Origin of the sequence: Paraburkholderia saeva (genome assembly GCF_907164555.1) — a bacterium.
GTDB lineage: Bacteria > Pseudomonadota > Gammaproteobacteria > Burkholderiales > Burkholderiaceae > Paraburkholderia > Paraburkholderia saeva.
In genome coordinates, this window is the sequence record NZ_CAJQZC010000001.1 from 622,623 (window position 1) to 645,151 (window position 22,529).

19 protein-coding genes and 1 pseudogene are annotated in these 22,529 nt (G+C 63.2%); 11 read left to right on the plus strand and 9 right to left on the minus strand.

Annotated elements, in window-relative coordinates:
• Nucleotides 1-341 precede the first annotated feature (341 nt).
• Both LPA36_RS02775 and LPA36_RS02780 read left to right on the plus strand, forming a co-directional pair.
• Entirely contained in the window at nucleotides 342-764 is a 423-nt protein-coding gene (locus LPA36_RS02775) for a putative quinol monooxygenase (protein WP_228874616.1), read from the plus strand.
• A gap of 65 nt (nucleotides 765-829) precedes the next feature.
• Complete coding sequence (locus tag LPA36_RS02780; RefSeq protein ID WP_228874617.1) at nucleotides 830-1,423, plus strand: 3-keto-disaccharide hydrolase; 594 nt, start codon at nucleotides 830-832, stop codon at nucleotides 1,421-1,423.
• Here LPA36_RS02780 and LPA36_RS02785 read toward each other — a convergent pair.
• Nucleotides 1,420-2,289, minus strand: coding sequence for an ABC transporter substrate-binding protein (locus LPA36_RS02785; RefSeq protein ID WP_228874618.1), 870 nt, complete (start codon nucleotides 2,287-2,289; stop codon nucleotides 1,420-1,422). The two genes, LPA36_RS02780 and LPA36_RS02785, sit on opposite strands and share 4 nt — an antisense overlap.
• 255 nt (nucleotides 2,290-2,544) lie before the next feature.
• Here LPA36_RS02785 and LPA36_RS02790 point away from each other — a divergent pair, with 255 nt between their 5' ends.
• The 5 genes and pseudogenes from LPA36_RS02790 to LPA36_RS02810 all read left to right on the plus strand — a co-directional run bounded on the left by LPA36_RS02790 (nucleotide 2,545) and on the right by LPA36_RS02810 (nucleotide 7,650).
• The gene (locus LPA36_RS02790; RefSeq protein WP_228874619.1) at nucleotides 2,545-2,943 is read left to right on the plus strand and encodes a putative quinol monooxygenase; all 399 of its coding nucleotides are present in this window, start codon (nucleotides 2,545-2,547) and stop codon (nucleotides 2,941-2,943) included.
• A 174-nt stretch (nucleotides 2,944-3,117) separates the two neighbouring features.
• Entirely contained in the window at nucleotides 3,118-4,044 is a 927-nt protein-coding gene (locus LPA36_RS02795; RefSeq protein WP_228874620.1) for a LysR family transcriptional regulator, read from the plus strand.
• A 167-nt stretch (nucleotides 4,045-4,211) separates the two neighbouring features.
• A complete protein-coding gene (locus LPA36_RS02800; protein WP_228874621.1) occupies nucleotides 4,212-5,312 on the plus strand; it encodes an NAD(P)-dependent alcohol dehydrogenase in 1,101 nt (366 codons plus the stop codon).
• A 288-nt stretch (nucleotides 5,313-5,600) separates the two neighbouring features.
• Nucleotides 5,601-5,786 (plus strand): annotated as a pseudogene (locus LPA36_RS02805) (hypothetical protein); the annotation flags it as partial.
• Nucleotides 5,787-5,874: 88 nt separating this feature from the next.
• Complete coding sequence (locus LPA36_RS02810) at nucleotides 5,875-7,650, plus strand: SWIM zinc finger family protein (RefSeq protein WP_228874622.1); 1,776 nt, start codon at nucleotides 5,875-5,877, stop codon at nucleotides 7,648-7,650.
• A 91-nt stretch (nucleotides 7,651-7,741) separates the two neighbouring features.
• Here LPA36_RS02810 and LPA36_RS02815 read toward each other — a convergent pair whose 3' ends face one another.
• The 5 genes from LPA36_RS02815 to LPA36_RS02835 all read right to left on the minus strand — a co-directional run bounded on the left by LPA36_RS02815 (nucleotide 7,742) and on the right by LPA36_RS02835 (nucleotide 14,089).
• Complete coding sequence (locus LPA36_RS02815; RefSeq protein ID WP_228874623.1) at nucleotides 7,742-8,776, minus strand: GSU2403 family nucleotidyltransferase fold protein; 1,035 nt, start codon at nucleotides 8,774-8,776, stop codon at nucleotides 7,742-7,744.
• 953 nt (nucleotides 8,777-9,729) lie between these two features.
• A complete protein-coding gene (gene galE, locus LPA36_RS02820; protein WP_228874624.1) occupies nucleotides 9,730-10,767 on the minus strand; it encodes a UDP-glucose 4-epimerase GalE in 1,038 nt (345 codons plus the stop codon).
• Nucleotides 10,768-10,778: 11 nt separating this feature from the next.
• Nucleotides 10,779-11,927, minus strand: coding sequence for a glycosyltransferase family 4 protein (locus LPA36_RS02825; protein WP_228874625.1), 1,149 nt, complete (start codon nucleotides 11,925-11,927; stop codon nucleotides 10,779-10,781).
• A gap of 48 nt (nucleotides 11,928-11,975) precedes the next feature.
• Nucleotides 11,976-12,830, minus strand: coding sequence for a glycosyltransferase (locus tag LPA36_RS02830; RefSeq protein ID WP_407674203.1), 855 nt, complete (start codon nucleotides 12,828-12,830; stop codon nucleotides 11,976-11,978).
• Nucleotides 12,827-14,089, minus strand: coding sequence for an oligosaccharide flippase family protein (locus LPA36_RS02835; RefSeq protein ID WP_228874626.1), 1,263 nt, complete (start codon nucleotides 14,087-14,089; stop codon nucleotides 12,827-12,829). Before LPA36_RS02835 ends, LPA36_RS02830 begins: the two co-directional genes overlap by 4 nt.
• A gap of 315 nt (nucleotides 14,090-14,404) precedes the next feature.
• Here LPA36_RS02835 and LPA36_RS02840 point away from each other — a divergent pair, with 315 nt between their 5' ends.
• From LPA36_RS02840 to waaA, 4 genes are all read left to right on the plus strand, one after another.
• Entirely contained in the window at nucleotides 14,405-15,799 is a 1,395-nt protein-coding gene (locus LPA36_RS02840) for a phosphomannomutase/phosphoglucomutase (RefSeq protein WP_228874627.1), read from the plus strand.
• A gap of 240 nt (nucleotides 15,800-16,039) precedes the next feature.
• A complete protein-coding gene (gene waaC, locus LPA36_RS02845; RefSeq protein ID WP_407674204.1) occupies nucleotides 16,040-17,041 on the plus strand; it encodes a lipopolysaccharide heptosyltransferase I in 1,002 nt (333 codons plus the stop codon).
• A 137-nt stretch (nucleotides 17,042-17,178) separates the two neighbouring features.
• The gene (locus LPA36_RS02850) at nucleotides 17,179-18,063 is read left to right on the plus strand and encodes a Kdo hydroxylase family protein (RefSeq protein WP_228874628.1); all 885 of its coding nucleotides are present in this window, start codon (nucleotides 17,179-17,181) and stop codon (nucleotides 18,061-18,063) included.
• A 109-nt stretch (nucleotides 18,064-18,172) separates the two neighbouring features.
• The gene (gene waaA / locus LPA36_RS02855) at nucleotides 18,173-19,498 is read left to right on the plus strand and encodes a lipid IV(A) 3-deoxy-D-manno-octulosonic acid transferase (protein ID WP_228874629.1); all 1,326 of its coding nucleotides are present in this window, start codon (nucleotides 18,173-18,175) and stop codon (nucleotides 19,496-19,498) included.
• A gap of 25 nt (nucleotides 19,499-19,523) precedes the next feature.
• Here waaA and LPA36_RS02860 read toward each other — a convergent pair whose 3' ends face one another.
• Genes LPA36_RS02860 through LPA36_RS02870 form a run of 3 tightly spaced genes read right to left on the minus strand, consistent with a single transcriptional unit; the run spans nucleotide 19,524 to nucleotide 22,429 of the window.
• Nucleotides 19,524-21,044 (minus strand): glycosyltransferase family 39 protein, encoded by a 1,521-nt coding sequence (locus LPA36_RS02860; RefSeq protein WP_228874630.1) that lies wholly within the window; start codon nucleotides 21,042-21,044, stop codon nucleotides 19,524-19,526.
• Between the two features lie 33 nt (nucleotides 21,045-21,077).
• Nucleotides 21,078-21,470 carry a GtrA family protein gene (locus LPA36_RS02865; RefSeq protein ID WP_228874631.1) on the minus strand — a complete coding sequence of 131 codons (393 nt, stop codon included), beginning with the start codon at nucleotides 21,468-21,470 and terminating at the stop codon, nucleotides 21,078-21,080.
• Nucleotides 21,467-22,429, minus strand: a complete 963-nt coding sequence (locus LPA36_RS02870) for a glycosyltransferase family 2 protein (RefSeq protein WP_228874632.1) — start codon at nucleotides 22,427-22,429, stop codon at nucleotides 21,467-21,469. The genes LPA36_RS02865 and LPA36_RS02870 overlap by 4 nt, the downstream gene beginning before the upstream one ends.
• Between the last annotated feature and the right edge of the window lie 100 nt (nucleotides 22,430-22,529).

Below are 22,529 nucleotides of genomic sequence, written 5' to 3' on the forward strand. Positions count from 1 at the left end.
GAGTCGCTGTCCGGAGAATGCCACAGCCATCGCCGTGCGCCCATGTGCTGGATGCACAGCAGCTATCGAGTACATGCAAGGGTGGCGTTGTGAACGCTGCATAGCTGAATTGCGCAGGGCGCCGCAAAAGCGGCGGCTACAATCGACGCAAACAGGCGCGGGCGGCAACGTCCGATGCCCCCAGGCCGGTGCCGCTCAACGCGCGCGACCGGCACCATAGGGACAACAAACATCTTGCACGGGACCAGAGTCATTGCTTTGCATGGAACCGGAGTAACGCGTGAAAGCGGCAACTCCGTCCGACAGCTGAAGCGCTAACTCGGGTCGACAGGAGACGAAATATGCCGAAGCGATTCGCACTGGCTGGTGCGTTACTGGTTCTTGCCTGCCGCACGGGTGTTGCGCAGGTGCCAGCACCCGTGTCTCCTCCTGCTCCGGCAGCCGCGCCTGTTTCAGCCGCGCCGCTCTATGTCGTCACGTATTACGAGCTTCTCCCCGCCAGTCAGCCGGTTCCCGAGGGCGCCCGACCGCCGCTGATCTTCGCCGACTATGTGGCGAAAGCGGCAAGCGAACCCGGTGCCGTATCCTTCAGGGTGCTCGACGACGCGGAACGGCACAGCCGCTACGTCGTGCTCGAAGTCTGGGCCAACCGTGATGCCTTCGACCAGCATCGCAAGGCTCAGTCGACGCTCGCGCTAAGGCAGCAAATCGGCGGATGGCTGGTTGGGCCGAGTGATCAGCGTATCCATGGGCGCATGCAATGAGACGCGTATCTGCATCCCGCGTCGTACGCTCGCGTGATCCGCTGGCAACACGCGAAGGGTCCGCCATGAATCGGGTTCGCGTGAGGACGATGGCCGTCGCCTGTCTGCTTGGCCTGGTCGGAGCATGCGCTCATGTCGACCACAGCAGCGGTGTGCTGATCGACGGCTCAGGCGGCATGGACAACTGGACGCCGCTGGGCGTTGCGAACTGGCGCGCGCAGGACGGTGTCATCCAGGCGGACGGGATGACCGGCAATGCGGGCGGCTATCTCGTATCGAAGGGGCATTACGGGGACTTCCGGCTGCATGTGGAGTTCTGGGTCAGCCCGGACGCGAAGAGCGGCATCTTCCTGCGCTGCGCCGACCCGCAGACATTCACGAGCAGGAACTGCTATGAAGTCCAGATCTACGACCAGCGGCCTGAGCCTCGCTATCGGACGGGATCGATCGTGAACGTCGCGGATACATCGACGCCGATGCTGGCGGGCGGTCGCTGGAACACCTGCGACATCACCGCGCAAGGCGCCCACCTGAAGGTCGTGCTCAACGGCGTGCAAACGGTGGACGTGCAGGACGGCAAGCTCGTGGACGGGCGCATCGTGCTGCAATATCGCGGCGGCGTCGTCAGGTTTCGCAGCGTGCGAATTGGGCCGCTTTAGGGCGCGTGCGGCGAGGTAAGCGGCCCGACACTCGCGCCCTCGATGTGATTGCGTTGCAGCGAAGCCGCTACAAACCCCGACGCCTTCACGTCCTCGATGAACGCGCTCAGGTAGCGCGCGCCCGCGGGCCGGTCCTTGAGCGTTGCCATCGCCTGGTTGATCACCATGAAATTGCCGTCGAGCAGGCGCAGACCGCCTATACGCTTTGCATCCACCTCGCTGCGCTGCTTTACGCCAGCCGCGACCTCGAGCGTCTGCTGGATCATGGTGTCGGCGACCTGCGTTGGGTCCGGTGCGCGCACGAGCTGCGCATACTTGATCTGCCGGGTCAGGAACAGGTCGTAGGCGCTGCCACCGCTTACCGCGATACGCGTGCCTGGCCGATCGACATCTGCGTTGGTCCGTATTGCCGAATCCTGCCGGACCATATAAACGCCCTCTATGATCAGGTAAGGCGCTGTGTACACCATGTCCCTGGCCCTGTCTGGGTCGATGCCGACGAAGCCGACATCCCAGGCCCGCTCACGCGCGCCTTCGACCACCTTGCGGGCAGCAGCATACTGGACGAACTCGACGGGTACGCCAAGGCGCCGGGCAAGCTCGCGAGCGAGGTCGACGGATACGCCGTGCAGTTCGCCGGTCGCTGGATCCTTTGTGGCGAGTGTCGGATTGCCGTAGTTGATCGCCGCGCGCAAGGTGCCGGAAGGGGCGAGCTGGGCGACGGCGTCGGCCGGAACCTGGGGCGCCAGCGCGCCGTTCGAGCAGGCAACGAGCGACGCAACGCACGCAGCGCCGATGCCTGCGAGGATGTTTGTGCCGAGCCGACGGAAGATCGCGGTCCGCCCTCGTGCAGGCATACTGGTCATCGGGCTTCGCATGGCGGGTTCCGTTCGGGTTATCGCGCAACACGGTGCTGCGGCGTTCCTGCAAGCAGGAGTATCACCAAAGGCGATATGGCCTGGCAACCGGTTCGACACCTTTGTCCATGACGCCGATGCATAGCTGCTATTTGCTCCCGCGCCTTGCCGTGCTCGCGGGGCGGCGCGACAGTAGGCGCGCCGCAGCGAGACGGCGCAAAGGTCGCGCTGGCCGGGAAAAACAGGAGTCAGAGGAGATCGATCATGAAACGTCTCGTATCACTGCTTGCGTGGACAGCGTGGCTCGGGCTCGGCGCCGCAGGTTGTGCGAACGGGAGCGGGCAGCAGGCCGGCAGCGCAGGCGGCCCGCCTGTCACGGTCATCGCCCACCTCGACGTGGCGCGTACCGGCCTGGATCGCGCGGTGGTCCTGCTGGACGGGTACGCTGCGACCTCGCGCCAGCAACAGGGCAATCTCGATGTCGAGATCCTGAGGCAGGTCTCCAGCCCGAACCACTTCACGCTGGTCGAGAGCTGGGCAAGCCGCGATGCCTATGAGGCACATATCAGTTCCAGCGCGGCACGTGAGTTCCATAAGCAACTCGACCCGTTGCTCGGTTCGCCGCACGATGAACGCCTGTATCGCGACGTGGGCGGTGGTTAGCGCGACGCAGGATTGCTCAACCCTCGATCCCGGCGACCGGTGGCAGACCGTCCCGCCATGGATCCCCATATGCGTGCCTGAACGCTTCGGGCGTCGGGATATACTGTTGCCAACAAAAATCAGGTCGGCGTGCTCTCGTTCTCAAGTGAAGCATGTCGCCATCAGGAGGCGGCAGTGCATTCGGAGGATCTGATGCTGTTCCTGAGCGTCGCGATCAGTGGCAACCTGTCGCGCGCTTCCATCGAGATCGGCCTTTCGCAGTCGGCCTTGAGCCGGCGTATCGCGGCGCTCGAATCCGAACTGAACACGCGTCTCTTCTATCGCAGCGGGCGTGGCGTGGTCCTGACCGAAAGCGGCCACCGCCTGATGAAGTACGCGGGGGAAATCAAGGACACGCTGGCCGCCGCCGCTGAGGCACTCTCCGCGCCTTCGCACCAGGGGCCATCGAGCATCGTGCTCGCCGCGCAGCCGACCATCGCCAAGATCCTGTTCGGCTCGATCGGCAAGGCGCTGAAGCAGCAGTATCCGGGCATCAGGATGCGCTTCAAGGAGGGTCTCGGCGGTCATATCCAGGAATGGATCGCCAGCGGCGAGATCGATGCCGCGATTGTCTATCTGCCGGAAAACCACGCCTCGCTCGGCGTCGACGTGATCCTGCGCGAGCGGCTCAGCTTCGTGGCGCCGCTTGAATTCGGCCCGCTGGGCGAGGGCTTCCCGGTGGAGCGTCTCGGCGATGTACCGATGGTGCTGCCCTCGCATCCTCACGGGCTGAGGGTATTGTCGGAATCGCTGGTTGGGCGGTTTGCGAAGACGCTCGATATCAGCATGGAGTGCGACGCATCGGTGTACATCACCAAACAGCTTGTGGCCGAAAACTGCGGGTGCACTGTGCTGCCGCTCGCAGCCGTCCAGGAAGAACTGCGCAGCGGCCTGCTACAGGCCACGCCGCTGGTCGGCCCGGAGGTCGCGCGCGATGTCGCGATCGTCTCCGGTCGCAACCGGCCGCCCATTCCGAGCCAGTGGCAGGTTCTGCGAACCGTCCGGCAACAGATGACGCAACTGGTCGAGAGCGGCAAGTGGCCAGACGCGGTGCTGGTGTGAAACGTGACCTTGCCCGGTTGAGGCCGGGCAGCACCGGCAGGATCACGAGACGCCCCGAGCGGCGTAGTCTATCCGTACTGCGCGCCAGGCAAATCCGGCGTGCCACGAGGCGGGCTCGCCGTGATGGCCCGCCGGTCATGTCAGTCCTTTCCACAGGAGTGAAAATCATGTCCGCCATGATGAAAGCTGCGGTTTTTGTCGAACCCGGCCGCATCGAACTTCGCGAAAAACCCATCCCCGATGTCGGCCCCAACGACGCACTCATTCGCATCACAACCACCACCATCTGCGGTACCGACGTCCATATCCTCAAAGGCGAATATCCGGTCGTAGAAGGTCTGACGATCGGACACGAGCCGGTTGGCATCGTCGAAAAACTGGGTGCCGCGGTGGTGGGCTACACCGAAGGGCAGCGCGTGATCGCGGGCGCGATCTGTCCTAACTTCAACTCCTATGCGGCCATGGACGGCTATCCGTCCCAGGATGGCAGTTACCTGATTCCGAAGGGTCAGTGCGGTTGCCACGGCTACAAGGCGACGGCGGGCTGGCGCTTCGGCAATCTGATCGACGGCACGCAGGCCGAATACGTACTCGTGCCGGATGCGCAGGCGAACCTTGCGCCCATCCCCGACGGCCTTACCGATGAGCAGGTGCTGATGTGTCCGGACATCATGTCGACGGGCTTCAAGGGGGCGGAGAACGCGAATATCAGAATCGGCGATACGGTCGCGGTATTCGCGCAAGGCCCGATCGGGCTGTGCGCCACGGCGGGCGCACGCCTGCAGGGCGCGACGACGATTATCGCCGTGGACGGGAACGACGCGCGTCTCGCCGTCGCAAGGAAGATGGGGGCGGACGTCACGGTCAACTTCAGGAACTGCGATGTCGTCGATGAAATCATGAAGCTGACGGGTGGGCGCGGCGTCGATTCGTCGATCGAGGCCCTGGGTACGCAGGGAACGTTCGAGGCAGCCCTGCGAGTTCTCAAGCCTGGCGGGACGCTTTCAAGCCTTGGCGTGTACTCGTCCGATCTGCGCATTCCGCTGTCCGCGTTCGCGGCGGGGCTGGGCGATCACCGCATCGTCACGGCCCTGTGCCCCGGCGGCAAGGAGCGGATGCGGCGGCTGATGAACGTGGTGGCGTCGGAGCGCCTCGATCTCGGCGTCCTGGTGACGCATCACTACGCTCTCGACGACATCGTCGCCGCATACGACCTCTTTGCGAATCAGCGGGATGGCGTACTCAAGGTCGCAATCAAGCCACGTTAATTCCGCCGCGATGTGTCCATTTCGAAATGTCCCGGCCGGCGTGCGGGAGGTTGTGTCTGCAACAGGCAGATGCCGTTCTTCGCGCAATGCCGGCCGGCGAGGTGGCTCAAAACCTTAGCCGGCGCCAGATGGGACAAGGTTGGCGACACAGGCCATCAACCAGATCCTCCGGATTTGCGTTGGCGAGTCTTCGGGCAGGACCTTCCTCTTTCCGATGATCAACACATCGGCAAATGCGGGTCTTCGGTCCCATCGCGAATGACGTGAAGCCGGTGCTTTTGACGAGGCGTTGCAAATCAAGCGGTCAAGATTCGCAAGGAAAAGCGAATTCGCTTGCCCGACGCGATTGTTCGGGCGTCGGCCCGAGTTAATTCGCTGTTGCTGGTTTCGCGCAACACGAAGGATTTTCCTGCGGATGAACCCGGCGTGCGCGTCCCATATAAAATCGAGGGGTGTGATGTGCGAACCCGCTGACAGAGCGACCAGACATTGCATCGGACCGGGTAGCATTGTTGGCGCTAGCCGTGATTTGCGGCATGGTTCGAACCGCTTTTACTTACTGATGCCTCGCTCAATCTCCCTTACAGACGTCATTACCCTCGCCGAGGTCCAGTCGCTGGCCGACCTGAAGACCTTTACTCGGGGCAACGCCTATTTCCAGAACGGGGCGGTGTCGCGCCTTGAGGAGCACGACGGTGTGCTCCAGGGGAATGTGCGCGGCACGCACCGGTACAGCGTCGAACTTGGAGCTGGCGCTGACGGCGAATTGACGTACGAATGCGACTGCCCGGTGGGCGCCGGCGGCATTTTCTGTAAACACGCGGTAGCGGTCGCGCTGTCGTGGCTCGAGAACACAGGCGAAGAGGTGTTCCATACCGACGACGCCGAACCGGCGAGACCTCGCAAGAAGCGCAAAACGCATGGAGAGATGATTGGCGAGTACGTCGCGACACTCGGTGAAGATGCCATGCGCGACCTGCTGCTCGAAGTTGCCGGGCGCGACATGGCTCTGCGCGACAAGCTGCTCTTTGCCGCGCGCGCGGCGACTGCCAATGACCTCCCAGGCATGAAGACTGCGGTGCGTCAGGCAACGCGAATTTCGCGACCGCTCGACTGGCGGGAAGCGGGAGCGTACGGGGACGGCCTGATGTCGCTCGCAGATCTGCTGCGCCAGCGTCTCGTAGGGCCGAATGCGGCGCAGGTAGTCGAACTCGCGGAGCTGGCGATTGCCGGTGCGGAGAAGAGTCTCGAACAGATTGATGACTCCGGCGGTGATGTCATGCCGGCAATCATGGAACTTGCGCGCGTGCATCTCGATGCATGCCGCCGGACGGCCCCTGATGCAGTGAAGCTCGCGGAGCGGCTGTTCCGTTTGCAGACAGAGGGGGCATGGGATACGTTTTACAACGTATTGCCGGCATACGGCGAATCACTCGGCGACGACGGATTGCGTCGTTACCGCGAACTGGTGGAGCGTGGATGGGACGAGTTACCGCAACTCGCCCCGGCCAACGACCTGCACAGGTCGTTCGACCCGCTGCGGATGCGACTGGAGCGCGCGATGGAGACGCTCGCGGAGCTTGATGGTGACGTCGACGCACTGATTCGCATCCGCTCGAAAGACCTGTCAAATGCGTACCGTTTTTTGCAGCTCGCGGAGCTTTGCGCGAAGTATGGGCGTCATGACGAAGGGTTGGTCTGGGCGGAGCGCGGACTTGCGGAATCGGGGAAGAATAGTGACGTGCGTCTGCTGAATTTCAGCATAACCGAGTACCTGCGGCGGGAGGATTTTGAGAAAGCCGGTGCATTGGCCTGGCAGCGTTTCGAGTCGCGCCCCGTTGCCGAAGCGTTCACGGCGCTAATGGATGTCGCCACGGCAACCGGGAGGTACGATACAACGCGCGAGCGCGCACTCAACCATCTGTGGGCGCTTGTCCGCACTGAAGAGGCGCCGACTAAAGTGAAGTCCAGCTACTGGCAGACGCCGAGCCGCACCGAACTGGTCAAGGTTTTTCTCACCGGGTGCGAAAGCGAGACCGCATGGGAAGCGTTCTGCGGGGGTCCCGTGGCGATAAACCTGTGGGCAACGATGGCGGCCGTGCGCGGTAAGACGCATCCGCACGACGCCATTGCGTTGTATCACCGACTGCTGCCGATTGCGGTGGAGAGCGGAACACGAAACGCCCGATATGACGAAGCGTTTGGTATCGTGCGCACCATAGGGACGTTGCGGGCAGGGTTGAAGGAGCACGCACAGTTCGTTGATGAGCTCGAGACCGTTCGCCAGGTGTATCGCGCCAAGCGCAACTTCATCAAGCTGCTGGCGACGCTGGGTTAGCGACAGGCTCGCCTCGCCACTCAATGTCAACTACTCCCGGTGAACCATCGAGGCTCCCTGAGCGTAGCGAATCGTCGTCATCGGAATGCGGTTACTGGTCATCCAGATCGGCAAGAAAATCGCGGGCACGCTCAGACAGGCCTGAATCCAGCCTCAAAGCCAGCGCTGCGGCCCTAGCAACCTTGGGACGCGCGCCTTCTTCAAGCTCGCTGGCTGCGGTCTGTAACCAGTCTGGGAATCTTTCCATCAGGGCGTCGATCAACACGGTTGCCTGGCGACGGTCTTTGTCCGCCTTGAGGGCGCGTGACGGGTCGCGGAGCGTGCTGACAATCAATTTGTGAAGTGCGAACCGCGCGGGGTCGGGCAGCAGGACTGGAACGACATGCTCCTTGCCGAGGATGAACCCGCGCGTCGGGTTGGAAACCAGGTACCTGAAGTAGGGAAGTCCCGTCGCGTGCGCGCGCAACTGCGGCAGCGATTTTGTCTCGTACGCATCGGTACCCGGTACGAGCAGGTCGACTTTCAGTGGCTGGCCGCGTGCCTTGAACGAAGTTGCGGGCTTTCGGGAGTCCAGATCAGGCACCTCGAGAAAGGGAATTCCACTGTCACGCAGAATGTCGAGGAACGTACGATTTTCCGGGATGGCGACTGAAATAGATCCAGCGCTGCCAATATCGATATCCTCAGTCCTGTAGTTCGCTGGCAGGCGAACGCCCAAGCTGTTCAGAAGCGCACCGAAGGCGTGAGAGCCGACGAGTACACCACCATGGCCGAAAATGCCGGCGTTAAACAGCGTGGCGATGGTGAGCGCCGACGAGTTGTCCGCGGCGGCGAAGCCGGCCTTCCGCAAGAGCTGAACCTCGGCAGCAATCGCGCGCATCTCCCCGCTCTCCAGCAATTTCGCGTCGAGCGCGGCGTCAGTGGAAGGTTCACCCGCACGACCCAGCGACGTCTCTTTGTGCTTGCCTGACGCCAGATATATCCGCCAGTAGATGTATGTTTTCCCGTCGACCGTCTTCCGGGCAGCAGAGCCAGGAGAGTGCAGCGGAATGTGCGTCTGCGCGCCAGTACGTTCGGTGACGGACGAATATAGCGTCTGCAACGCGTCGTTGTGAAAGTTCACCATGTGCGGGTTAATTTATACCGTTAATTACAATAATGAGGTATAAATCGAAGCCCGTCAATTTATACCTCGTCATATAATTATAGGGTATAATTTTACGCAGTCCTTTGCGCCTGGAAAGTTTTGGTGGCACGCCGCGGCCGGATAAGCTCTTCTGTGATCGGGGATCAGGAGCGGTCCTCAAGAAAAACGCCACACCGCCTCCATGCCCTGCGCCACTCAACAGGCGGCATACGCGTGAATGACCCAGACGGGCATCTCAGCGAGCGATCGTGTCAAAGCGCCAACGGTCCTCGTAAAACGAAGGAGCGGCGTAACCAGCTGTCGCCGGTGTTCCCGGTGCTCAAAGCTTTCCCCAAGCTGCTCGCGAACGAGCGCCAGTTCGTGAATTGCATCTGCCAGCATGGCCCATCTGTATGTTCCCCGATCAAGGTTCGCCAATCCACACGCGTACGCGCAGGCGGAACGCGCGAACACAGCCCCGGGGCATGGACCTGCCATGCCGATTTCAGTTGGCGAGGGAGCCGAGGTAATGACGCGTCAGCAGGAAGAGGAGCCCGGCAAGCCGCGCGTTGCCTGAGGGCTTGCTGTTGATGAAGAGGACCGAATGGGAAGGGTTGAACTGGGGATCCGTTGAACTGGACAGGTTCGTTCTGCTTGCTGGGTTTGGGGTGAGGCCCGCGCGGAAACAGCACGTAGGAACGCGAAAAGAAAAGCAATCGCGCATGCGGGTGGCGAGGAGGCGAAAAAAGCCTTGGGATCCCGGCGGGTATGACCGCCGAGGCTGCAGTTCTGGAACGCGGTGCGGGCGCGCGTCCGCGCGCCATGAAGCGAGTAGCTTCTGGTGCCTGAAGTGCCTGAAACGCGCCGTAAGTTCAAGTGCGACGTCGCCACTCGCGAAACCCCGACCGGCTTTGAAGTCGCACAGGAGCCTGAATGCCCCGGCTCGCCTGGCGCTATGCTGCGCCGAACCCCTTCGGATTCATCGACTGCCAGCGCCAGTGGTCCGCACACATGCGCTCGATGCCGAACTGCGCGCGCCATCCGAGCAGCTTTTCCGCAGCAGCCGGATTAGCGAAGCATTGTGCGACGTCGCCGGGCCGGCGCGCGACGATTTCATAAGGCACGGGCTTGCCCGATGCCTTTTCAAACGAGCGCACCACGTCCAGCACGCTATATCCCTGGCCTGTACCCAGATTCACGACAAAACTCGCATCGTGCTTCACTAAGGCATCGAGTGCCGCAAGATGCCCGCGTGCGAGATCGACCACGTGAATATAGTCACGCACGCCGGTGCCGTCGGGCGTGTCGTAATCGCCGCCAAACACGCGCAGCTTTTCCAGCTTGCCGACCGCAACCTGCGCGACATAAGGCATCAGGTTATTCGGAATGCCAGAAGGATCTTCACCGATCAAGCCGCTTTCGTGCGCCCCCACTGGATTGAAATAGCGCAGGGTCGCGATGCGCCACGTCGGATCCGAAACCTCAAGATCGCGCAGCACCTGCTCGGCAATGAGCTTCGATTGTCCATATGGATTCGTCGCGGAAAGCGGAAATGATTCGTCGATCGGCGAGCTTTCCGGCACGCCATACACGGTCGCCGACGAGCTGAACACAAACTGCTTCACGTCGCGCTGGCGCATCACGTCGAGCAGCACAAGCAGACTGTCGACGTTGTTGCGGTAGTACTGGATCGGCTTCGCCACCGATTCGCCTACCGCCTTGAGCGCCGCAAAGTGGATCGCCCCGGTGACCGGGTGCGCATCGAAAATGGCCTTCAATGCCGCTTCATCGCGCGCATCGGCTTCGTAGAATGCGAGCTTTTTGCCCGTAATTTTCTCGACGCGTTTAAGCGACTCGGAATTACTGTTCACGAGGTTGTCGATGACCACCACGTCATAGCCGCCGTTCAACAATTCGACGCACGTATGGGAGCCGATGAAACCCGCTCCGCCTGTCACCAGGATCGTGCCCTTCGCGTTTGTTGCAGACATGCTTTACTCCGTTAAAGTGAAACGCCCGTCAAGGTATGCAACAGGTCTTTATATCGTTCGACGACAACCCGCTCGTCGAATTCCGACGCGACTTTCTTGCGGCCGCGTTCTCCCATCGCGCGGCGTTCCTCGCCGCTCATGTCGAGCATCTGCGCGAGTTTCGCGGTCAGACTCTGCGCGCTCTTCACTTCGCACAGCAATCCATTCACGCCATCGGCGACCACTTCGCGGCAACCTGGCACGTCGGTCGCGACGATCGGCCGGCCCATCGCCGAGGCTTCCATCAGCGTGCGCGGCACCCCCTCACGATACGACGGCAAAACGACACAGTCAGCATCGACAATAAAAGGCCGCACATCGTGCGCTTCGCCCGCGTACGTGATCACCCCTTCGCGCTGCCAGGCGTCGACTTCCGCCTGCGTGATCGCACTGGGATTATCGACGCCAACCGGCCCGAGCAGCACAAAGCGCGCATGCGGGTAGCGCGCACGCAGCGCTCGCGCGGCTTCGACGTATTCGCCCACGCCCTTGTCCCACAAGAGCCGCCCGATCAGCACGAACGTGAAATGCGCGCGGTCTGGCAGCGGAGCGAACGCGAACTGGTCGAGATCGACGCCTTCGCCGTGCAGCAGACGCGCACGCTCAGGATGCACCAGCAGCTTCTGGTCGAGAAACGCGGCTTCGTCGTCGCGGTTGAGAAACCAGATTTCGCGCGGGAAGCGGAAAGCGAAACGGTACAGCTTTTTGGCGACCTGCGCCGCGCGGCTTTGCTGAATGAAAACGTAGCCAAGGCCGGTTGTCACCGCAACGGACGCCACGCCGGCCAGTTTCGCCGCGATCGACCCGTAGATATTTGGCTTGATCGTGTAGTGGAACACAACATCCGGGCGAATCGTCCGGTAGTGCCGGAAGAGCGCCCAGAGCGTGCGCAGATCGTCCCGGGGGCTCGTCCCTTTTGACGCCACCGGCAGATCGATGCAGCAACATCCCATCTGCGTCAGCAGGTCGAACGTGCGGTCGCTCGGCGCGATCACGGTCACGTCGACGCCCCGGCTCACGAGCATGCGGATCAATCCCTGACGATAGGTATAGATCGCCCACGCCGTGTTACAGACAAGGCTGATGTGCAGCGGGCTACGTGACGGTCGGGAAGGGTTCATGCAACGTTCGCGGTATGGATGTCGTGGAATGTGGCTAAAGAAAGCGGTTCAGCCATGCGCGCGCGCGGCGAACAGCGTGCGCTTGATCCGCTGCAACACGCTGTAGGGCATCAGGAAATGCAGCAGGTTTTTGGCGAGCCCGAGCCAGTCGTACACGTTGGCCGCATTGAAATAATGCAGTTGCAGCTTGAGCGTCGAGGCGATCTGCTGATGGCGCTTCGTCGCGCTGATACCGCCTTCGTTCAGCTCGTAGTAAAGGCCCAGTTCGGCGAGATTCGCGCACTCGTAGCGTTCCATCAGGCGCAGGAACAGGTCGAGATCTTCCGCCGAACGATACGCCGCGCGATAGTTGCCGACGGCGCGCACGGCGTCGATACGCAGCATCATCGAAGGATGCACGAAGCAGCCGCGCAAAAAGCGGATGCGACGGATCGCCTGCGGATCGGCAGGCGGGCTCAGCATGAAAACCGGCGTGCCGTCGCGTGTGACCACCTGCGTCCACATGCCGAGGCCGGCTACCTGTGGATGCGCTTCGAGATGCGCGCGCTGTTTCGCGAGCCGGTGCGGCACCGTCAGATCGCCCGCGTCGATGCGCGCGGCGTAGCGAAAGCCGCGCTCGGCGAGCGCATCGATGCCGGTTTGCAGCGCGCGCTCGATGCCGCCGTTCTGCGGCATGCGCAGCACTTCGATCGACATGTTCGCAATCGCGGGCGCGACGATCGGCGGCGTGCTGCCATCGTCGACGATGAGCGCATAGACGGGCGCGTCCTCGCTGAACGAGGCGAGCGTGCGCTCCACGTCGGCCTGGCCGTTGTAGGCGGGCATCAGGATCGCGACGTCGCGAAGCGCGCCCACGCGAGACGCACCGGTCAGATCGGCGGATAACGGCACGGAAGCACTCATGAACGCAGCTTGAAACCGATGTAGTAGAAGTTGACCGCGGCTGCGGCCAGATAGCCGGCCGCGAGACCGACCAGCGCGCCATACGCGCCAAGCCGCGGAATCATCAGCAGATTGACGACGAACGCCACGGCAAGCGCGAGCAGCCACTTCGACAGCAAGACGAATTTCGCCTGATATTTCAGCACGACGAGATTGCCGATCGCCTCGATACCCGCCGGCACGGAAAGCCACACGGCCCAGCGGAAAATCCCGATTGCCCCTTCATACGAAGGCCCGAACACCCGGCTGATGATGAAGCCGGCGAGCAGATCGAGCACGATCGCCCCACCCACCATCAATAGCGCTGTCATGCCCATTAGCCGGAGCATGTTGCGGCGCAGCCGGACGGCGTCCTGCACGCGATAGACAAAGGCGGGCGCAAGCGTCTGCGCGAGCATCAGCGCCAGCGTGATCCAGTTTTCGTTCAGCTGCTGCGCGGCGGAATAGCGACCCAGATCGGCAAACGAGATCGTGCGCTCCAGCATCAACCGGTCGAGCTTCAGAAACAGGTACATGCAGATGAGGCCGAGCCAGAACACCGTGCCCGCCGTCGCGAAGTGGCGAAAGAGCGACCGGTCGAGGTGCCAGCCCAGACGCCCGCCATGCCTGCGTATGTAATACATCAGCAGCACAGCACCAATCACCGCGGATTCCAGCGCCCACAGCCAGCCGAAGTGCGCTGGCGCCGTGGCCGCGCGCACCAGCACCCAGACGAGCGCGGCCTTGAAGATGGCCGTCGTCATGCTGGTGAGCAACTGCGGCTTGCTGTACGTCATGCTTTGCAGCCACGCGTTGATCACGCCGACAAACGGCTCGCGAAACAGCATCGTGACCGCGAGCCCGGCGAGCATCGCGCCGACGAGCGGATCGGTCAGGCCCGCAGCAATGCCGGCCCACGTGAGCAGCAGGGCGACGCCCGAAACGGCGATGCGCAGCACGAACGCGCTGCCAAGCACGGTGCCGAGCTGCTCAGGCGGACGATGAACGATGGTCGGCACGAGAATTTCCGCGCCGCACACCCAGGTAACAGGCGAAAGCACAAGAAGGAGCGTGTTGGCGTACTGCCATTTGCCAAACGTGTCGGGGCCGAAATAACGCGCCAGCAGGCCGCTTATCGCAATCGCGACGGCGATCTGCGTCAGCCGTTCGAGGCCCAGCCAGACGATATTGGCGAACGCCCGGGTGACGTCCGGGCTGGCGAAGCGCCTGAGCGTCAGCATCCGCCGCCCGACGGTGCCTGCGAGGATGCCTGCAACGCGCCCCGGGCAGCCCGTTCAGCATGCGCCGTGCCTGCTCCGGTGAAGAGGGAAACCGGTCGATGAGCGCATGCCCGCCTCGTCGCACGCTGTGGCAACTTTATGAGGGAGACGCGTCTAAGCATTAGAATAGGCGCCAGAAGGCGTGTTTGAAAAACCGCAATTATAAGTTGGAACCGGACCGCTTCCGGCAAGGGCGCAATGCGCTCATCATGGAACGCTTCGTGGTGAGTGAATTGAGCCAGTCAAATTTCTCCATTGCACGCAAGTGAGCCATTCATGATCTCCAAATCGATTTTCAAGGCCTATGACATTCGCGGCGTGATCGGCAAGACGCTCGATACCGACGCAGCCCGCTCGATCGGCCGCGCATTCGGCAGCGAAGTGCGTGCGCAGGGCGGCGATGCCGTCGTGGTTGCGCGTGACGGACGCCTGTCGGGCCCGGATCTCATCGCGGCACTCTCGGACGGCCTGCGTGCGGCCGGCGTCGACGTCGTGAACGTCGGCATGGTGCCGACACCCGTCGGCTACTTCGCGGCCAGCGTGCCGCTCAAGCTCGCGGGCGGCGAGCGTCGCGTCGATTCGTGCATCGTCGTGACCGGCAGCCACAATCCGCCCGACTACAACGGCTTCAAGATGGTGCTGCGCGGCGCGGCGATCTATGGCGAGCAGATTCTCGCGCTGCACCAGCGCATCGTCGACGAGAACTTTGCCGATGGCAGCGGCACCTACACCGAATACGACATCGCCGACGCGTATCTCGAGCGGATCGTCAGCGACATCAAGCTCGCGCGCCCGCTGAAGATCGTCGTCGATACCGGTAACGGCGTCGCGGGCGGTCTCGCGCCGAAGCTCTTCAGGAAGCTCGGCTGCGAACTCGTGGAACTGTTCACGGAGATCGACGGCAACTTCCCGAACCATCACCCGGACCCGGCGCACCCGGAAAACCTGCAGGACGTGATCCGCGCATTGAAGGAAACGGATGCGGAAATCGGCTTCGCGTTCGATGGCGACGGCGACCGTCTCGGCGTCGTGACGAAAGACGGCGAGATCATCTATCCGGACCGTCAACTGATGCTGTTCGCCGAGGAAGTCCTGTCGCGCAACAAGGGCGCGCAGATCATCTATGACGTGAAGTGCACGCGTAACCTCGCGAAGTGGGTGCGCGAGAAGGGCGGCGAGCCGCTGATGTGGAAGACGGGCCACTCGCTCGTGAAGGCGAAGCTGCGCGAGACCGGCGCGCCGCTCGCGGGCGAAATGAGCGGCCACGTGTTTTTCAAGGACCGCTGGTACGGTTTCGACGACGGCCTGTACACGGGCGCACGTCTGCTCGAAATCCTCTCGCGCGTGAAGGACCCGAGCAAGCTGCTGAACAGCCTGCCGAACTCGCACTCCACGCCGGAACTGCAACTGAAGCTGGAAGAAGGCGAAAACTTCGAACTCATCGGGCGTCTGCAGGAAACCGCGCAGTTCACGGGCGCAGATGACGTCGTTAAGATCGACGGCCTGCGCGTCGAATACCCGGACGGTTTCGGTCTCGCGCGCTCGTCGAATACGACGCCTGTCGTCGTGATGCGTTTCGAGGCGGATAACGATGCGGCATTGAAGCGGATTCAGGAAGATTTCCGGCGCGTGATCCTTGCGGCGAAGCCGGACGCAAAATTGCCGTTCTAACGGTCAGACGGGCGGCATTGCGGTTGGGTTGCACCCCTCCCGCAATGACACCGCCGTCGGACGCGGCGCGTGGCGGGAGCCATTGCGCCGCGTTTTTATGTGTTCTGCCGGCGTAGGCCCGCGCATGCCCGGACATTCGCACGGGACTTATCCCGCGACTTGTCCCGAAAATGGCACCGGTCGCGATAGAATTGCCGTCCCATTCACGCATCTTCGAGCCGGTTTGCCGGCAATTCCCACTTGAGCGTACAAAAGATCCTGATCGTGCGGGTGTCGTCGCTGGGCGACGTCGTCCACAACATGCCGGTGATTGCCGATATTCTGCGCCGGCATCCCGCGGCGCAGATCGACTGGCTCGTCGAAGAAAGCTTTATCGAGCTGGTGCAGCTCGTCCACGGCGTGCGTCGTGCGATTCCGTTTTCGCTGCGTCGCTGGCGCAAGCGGCTGTTTTCGCTCGACAACTGGCGCGAGATCGGCGCCTTCCGCCGCGCGCTCGCCGCCGAGAAATACGATCTCGTGATCGACTGCCAGGGGCTCATCAAGACCGCGTGGGTCGCGAGCTGGGCACGCGGGCCGCTGACGGGCCTCGCGAACCGTACCGATGGCGCGGGCTTCGAATGGCCGGTGCGCTTCTTTTATGACCGGCGCGTGCCGATCGCGCCGCGTACCCATGTAGTCGAGCGCACGCGCCAGCTGGTGGCGGCCGCGCTCGGCGAACCCGCGCCGCAACCCACCGACGACATCGACTTCGGCATCGACACGCGCCAGGCCGCGCTGGCGCTGTCTGCGCTCGGGCTGAACCTGCCGGTGCCGTATGTGGTCTTCGTGCATGCCACGTCGCGCGCCGACAAGCAGTGGCCAGAGGCCGCGTGGATCGAGCTCGGTCAGGCGCTGGTGCGGCGCGGCGTCTCGCTCGTGCTGCCGTGGGGGAGCGACAGCGAACGCGAGACGAGCGAGCGGCTCGCGCGCGAATTCGGCGCGGCGGCGGTCGTGCCGCCAAAGCTCTCGCTGCCGGCGGTGGTGGGCCTGATCGATGGCGCGGCGGCGACGGTTGGCGTTGACACAGGTCTTGTTCACATCGCGGCGGCCCTGAAACGGCCGACAGTCGAGTTGTACAATTTCGCGACCGCATGGCGCACGGGCGGCTACTGGTCGCCGAACGTGGTCAACCTCGGCACGGCCGGCCAGCCGCCGACGCTCCAGCAGGTGAAGGCCGCACTGGCCGGCTTCGGCCTGTTGTGACCGCAGGGGCGGGCTGCTTCAGGGAATGCCAGGGCCGCGATGCCTGTCGTTCCCTGACGGGGGCCCGCCAGCCGCACCGGCCGTCGCGTAACAGGCTACGAACACACTGCGCTCCATCCGCTTCAATAAGGGCGACCATGAACGAATCCCAGATCATCGAAGTCGCATCCGCCGACTGGCAGGGAACGAACCTGTCCATCGCGCGCGAGACGCTGCTCGCCGGCGTCGAGCGCGGCAAGGTGCTGTATTTTCCGAACCTGCGTTTTGCGATCGAAGGCGGCGAGCAGGCGCTGCTCGACCCGGCCATCGCCGATCCGAAGCGCAAGAACATCAGCCTCGAACCGAACGGTGGCGCGCTCTTCGGCGTGCTCGGCGACGCAGTCACGCAGTCGGCCGTGCGTGCGTTGATCGCGCGATACCAGGCGAGCGCGCGCTCGCTGGTCGATGGCCTCTTTCCCGAATACGACGGCAAGCTGCGTGTCGCGCCAACGAGCCTGCGTCTGCATCAGGTCGAAACGCGCCAGACATCCTGGCGCAAGGACGACAGCCGTCTGCACGTCGACGCGTTCCCGTCGCGGCCCAATTACGGCGAGCGGATTTTGCGCGTCTTCACGAACGTGAACCCGAACGGGGCACCGCGCGTATGGCGGGTCGGCGAACCGTTCGAGGACATGGCTAAGCGCTTCCTGCCCAGGATCAAGCCGCAGATGCCCGGTTCGGCCTGGCTGCAGCATCTGCTGCACATCACGAAATCGAAGCGCAGCGAGTACGACCATCTGATGCTGAACCTGCACGACGGCATGAAAGCGGATCTCGACTACCAGAAGGCAAGCCCGCAGGAGACCATGCCGTTTCCGCCGGGCAGCGTCTGGGTGTGCTTTTCCGATCAGACGTCGCACGCGGTGATGTCCGGCCAGTTCATGCTGGAGCAGACGTTCTTCCTGCCGGTGAAGTCCATGGTGCAGCCGGAATGCGCGCCGCTTGGCATCCTCGAACGCCTGAAGGGCAGGGCCCTGGTTTGAGCGCGGCCCTTCGCGCATGGCGCCTGGATTTGCGCCCGGCATTTTGCCGCTGTTTCTGTGGTGATGGCATCACGGCCCGCCGTATCCCTGCTGCGCTGGCGGAGGCGCGATGCTGAGAGTCATCTATAACGCGCTCTGGTGGATCGTCGCGCCCGTTGCCGTGATCCGTCTTTATGTGCGGTCGCGTCGCGAGCGCGGTTATCGCGAGCATATCGCCGAGCGTTTTGGCCACACGCGTGGACGCCTTCCCGACGACGACGCGCCGCTGATCTGGGTGCATGCGGTGTCCGTTGGCGAGACGCGCGCCGCGCAGCCGCTCATCGAAGCGCTGATCGAGGCGCGTCCGGACGCGCGCATCCTGCTCACGCACATGACGCCGAGCGGCCGCGCAACCGGCGAGCAGATTTTCGGCGATCGCGTGCTGCGCACGTATCTGCCGTATGACATGCCGCATGCGGTGCGGCGTTTTCTGCGCGCGTGGCGACCGACGATCGGCGTGGTGATGGAAACCGAAGTATGGCCGACGCTCATCGACGAATGCCGTCGCGCCGATGTGCCGCTCGTGCTCACGAATGCACGGATGTCGGCGCGTTCGTACCGGCGCGCGGCGAAGTTCGGCAAGGCGACGCGTGAGGTGTTTGGCGGTTTTGCGCGCGTGCTTGCGCAAAGTCCGTCCGACGCCGAGCGGCTGACCGCATTGGGCGCGCGCAATGTGGCCGTGCTGGGTAACCTGAAGTTCGATATGGCGACGCCGCCTGAACTCGCGGCACGCGGCCGCGCGTGGCGCGCGGCGATCGGCATGCGGGCCGTGTGGGTTGCGGCAAGCACGCGTGAAGGCGAAGAGGCGCTCGTGCTGCAGGCGTTCGCGGCGCTCGGCGTCGAAGATGCGCTCCTGATTCTCGTGCCGCGGCATCCGCAACGCTTCGACGAAGTCGCGGCGTACGTCGAGAAAACCGGCCTGCGTCTCGAGCGCCGTTCGAAGTGGGCGCCCGCCGGCGCGGCGTCGAATCCGGTGGCTTCAACGGAGCCCATCGCGGCGCTACCGCAGGACGTGAGGGTGCTGCTTGGCGATTCGATGGGCGAACTGGGCGCTTACTACGCCGCTGCCGATCTGGCGTTTATCGGCGGCAGCCTGTTGCCGTTAGGCGGGCAGAATCTGATCGAGGCGTGTGCGATGGGGGTGCCAGTGCTGATCGGCCCGCACGTGTTCAACTTCACGCAGGCAACGGCCGATGCGGTCGCCGCAGGCGCGGCGGTGCAGGTGCAGGATCCGGCTGACCTCGCGCGGGCGTTGCGCGAACTCTTCGAAGACCGCTCGCGACGCATCGCAATGGGCGGCGCGGCGTCGGCGTTTGCCGCGCGCCATCGCGGCGCGACGGCGCGGACCGTCGATGTGCTGACGACGCTGCTGCCGCACGAACGTCCGCGCGGCTGAGTGTCGTCAGCGCCGCCAGCTTCGGCTAGTGCGGCAGCATCATGAAGATCTGATAGGTGTGCTCGGGCATCGACATGCCCCATGCGCGCTTGTGGACCCGCACGGCGAGCGGTTCGGCGCCGGTCAGCTCGCCCGATTCGTGCTGGCATGCGGTATCGCCTTCTTCGCACACCAGCAGTGCGCCGCGGCTCGCCAGATCGGAAGACTTGAGCCAGGGCGTGGTGCGCGGCTCTTCGATGTCCCAGAAGCGCGTATGGCCATCGCTGTAGAACGCAATCGACTGCGCCTCATGCACCGAGCCACCGACGATCGGCAGATCCTGGCCCGTGCGTTCGCGCCATTCGTCGTGAACGACGTGCGCGAGTTCGGCACGCGGGTCGACGGCGCTGTCGCCGTGCTTTCGGGCGTCGAGATAGCCGACTGTGCCCGATGCAACCAGCACCAGCACCCAGTAGATGCAGAGCGCGCGTACCGCACGCACCGGCTTGAACTGAATCCCCGCGCGATCGAGCACCGCAAGCCACAGCGGAACGATCGCAAACCACTGCGCCATGCCCCACACGGAAGACATCTGCGTTTTCGCGAGCACCGCCATCACGCCGACGACGATCCACGGGCCCATCGCGAGCGCCCACAACTCCGGATGCAGCGACGGCTTGACGACCGCCTGCGCCATCAGCTTTGCGGCGCGCCGGCGCTCGCCGCGAACCATGAGCACCACAAAGCCAAAACTCAGCACGAGGTAGCCGATCTGCGCGAGCGTATAGACGCCAAAGCGGCTGACTGCGTCGAGCAGCATGCCGCCGGTACGCTCCGACGCGTAGCCGAACGTCGGAAAGTGATTCACCACGAGCCACCGGACGTGCGCGAACACCGCCAGCACGCCACCTGCGACGACCCACAGCGAATTCCAGCTGAACGTCCGTGCCCGCCACGCCGGCCGCGCGAGCGCGGCGCCGGCGAGTGCCACGAGCAGCACGATCGAGAAGTACTTGCCGAGCACCGCGAGCCCCGCGAAGACGCCGAGCGCGAACGCCCAGCGCCGCGCGCCCGACTGCATGAAGCGCACGAAGAAATACGCCGTCCACGGCCACACGGAAAGCAGCACTGCGTTCGCGTTGAACTTGATCGCAAGATTCGTATAGAGCGGCGAGACAGCCATCGCAAGACCGGCGATGATCGCAAGCCGCCAGGGCAGAAAGCGCCGTGCCAGCGCGACGATACCGAGCAGCCCGACCAGCGCGTTGAGCGCCGAGAGCCCGAAGTACGCGAAATCAGTATGCGGCGCGATGCTGAACCACGCCGCCGTGATCCACGCAAAGAGCGGCGGATGCTTCGCATAGCCTGCCTGCCATTCGATCCCCCACGCGTAGTTCTCGACCATGTCGCCCTGGAAGTCGAGATTGCCGCGCGAGAGCCACGCGGCGAACGTCCACACGATCGCGTGCACGAAAAGCAGCGACAGGAAGCGGAGGTTGCTGGATTGCGTCGCGGTGAGGTGAGAACGACCCGATGTCGGGTTAGAAGAAGCGAAGAGTTCGGCCATGGGAAATCCGGGGGAAAAGCTGCGCGTTTAACATCACGCCGTATGTGTTTTGAACGCCCATATCGAGTTTGCGATGTAGGTGGTCACGAGGACGCACGCGGTCGCCGCGCATTGCGCGATCAGATACGGCACGTGCAGCCAGGTTGCGAGCAGGAACATGCATACGCTGTTCACTGCAATGCCCGTCGCAGCCACAGCGAAAAACCGGGGCGCCACATGCGCGTGCCGGCCGGTACTTCTGAACGTCAGGTGGTAGTTCAGGACGTAGTTCACGATCGCGCCAAACACCGCGCCGATGCACGATGCGGCGACTGCGCCGAGCATCTTCGTCGAGACGAGTGCGTACAGCACGGCAAACTGCGCACCCGTGCCCGTCGCACCGACACACGCATACGCGCAGAACCTGAGCCATCTGCGCTGCGTCACAAATCGTCCTTCTGATAGATCTTCCGGATGATGTAGACAGGGCGGCGCTTCGCCTCCACGTACATCCGGCCGATGTATTCGCCGATCACACCAATGCCGATCAGTTGCACCCCACCCAGAAACAGCACGGCGGTAATGATCGAGGCATAACCGGGAATGTCCACGCCGCGAATCAGCGTGCGCAGGATCAGATATGCCGAATAGAGCATCGCGAAAGCCGCAATCACGCCACCGACGTACGTCCAGATGCGCAGCGGTAGCGTGCTGAAACTCGTCATGCCTTCGAGCGCGAAGTTCCAGAGCTTCCAGCCCGAGAACTTCGTCTTGCCCGCTGCGCGCGGGCGGCGCGAATATTCGATCTCCGTGGTCCGGAAGCCGATCCACGCGAAGAGGCCCTTCATGAAGCGCCGGTTTTCCGGCAACTGCTTGAGGGCGTCGACGGCGGACCGCGACATCAGCCGGAAGTCGCCCGCATTCACCGGAATCTTGATGTCGGAGATCGCGTTATGCACGCGATAGAAGAGCGCGGCGGTGCTGCGTTTTGCGTACGTGTCGGTTTGCCGCTCGGCGCGCTTCCCGAGGACGACATCGAAGCCCTCGCGCCATTTTTCGATCATCGCGGGAATCGCTTCCGGCGGATCCTGCAGGTCTGCATCGAACGGGATCACCGCGTCGCCCATCGCGGCGTCGATTCCTGCCGTCATGGCCGCTTCCTTGCCGAAATTGCGGGACAGGTCGATGACCTTGACGCGCGGATCGGCAGCACATGCCGCGAGCAGGTGATCAAGTGTCGCATCGGTACTGCCGTCATTGACGCAGACGATTTCGTAGTCAGCCTGCGCAATATTGCGCAAAACCAGACTTACTTCACGAAAAAATTCGTCGGCGACCTCCGACTCGTTATAAAAAGGCACGACGAGCGAAATCAGATCTTTCGCGTCCGGATTCCGAGGGATCATCTTGTCTCTGGGGAAAGGCGGCTACGTTATAGGCGTCGCGAAGAGGCTCCCGAACACGATCCGCCAATTGCCCCGTGGCGAACGAAAGCCAGGCGATATT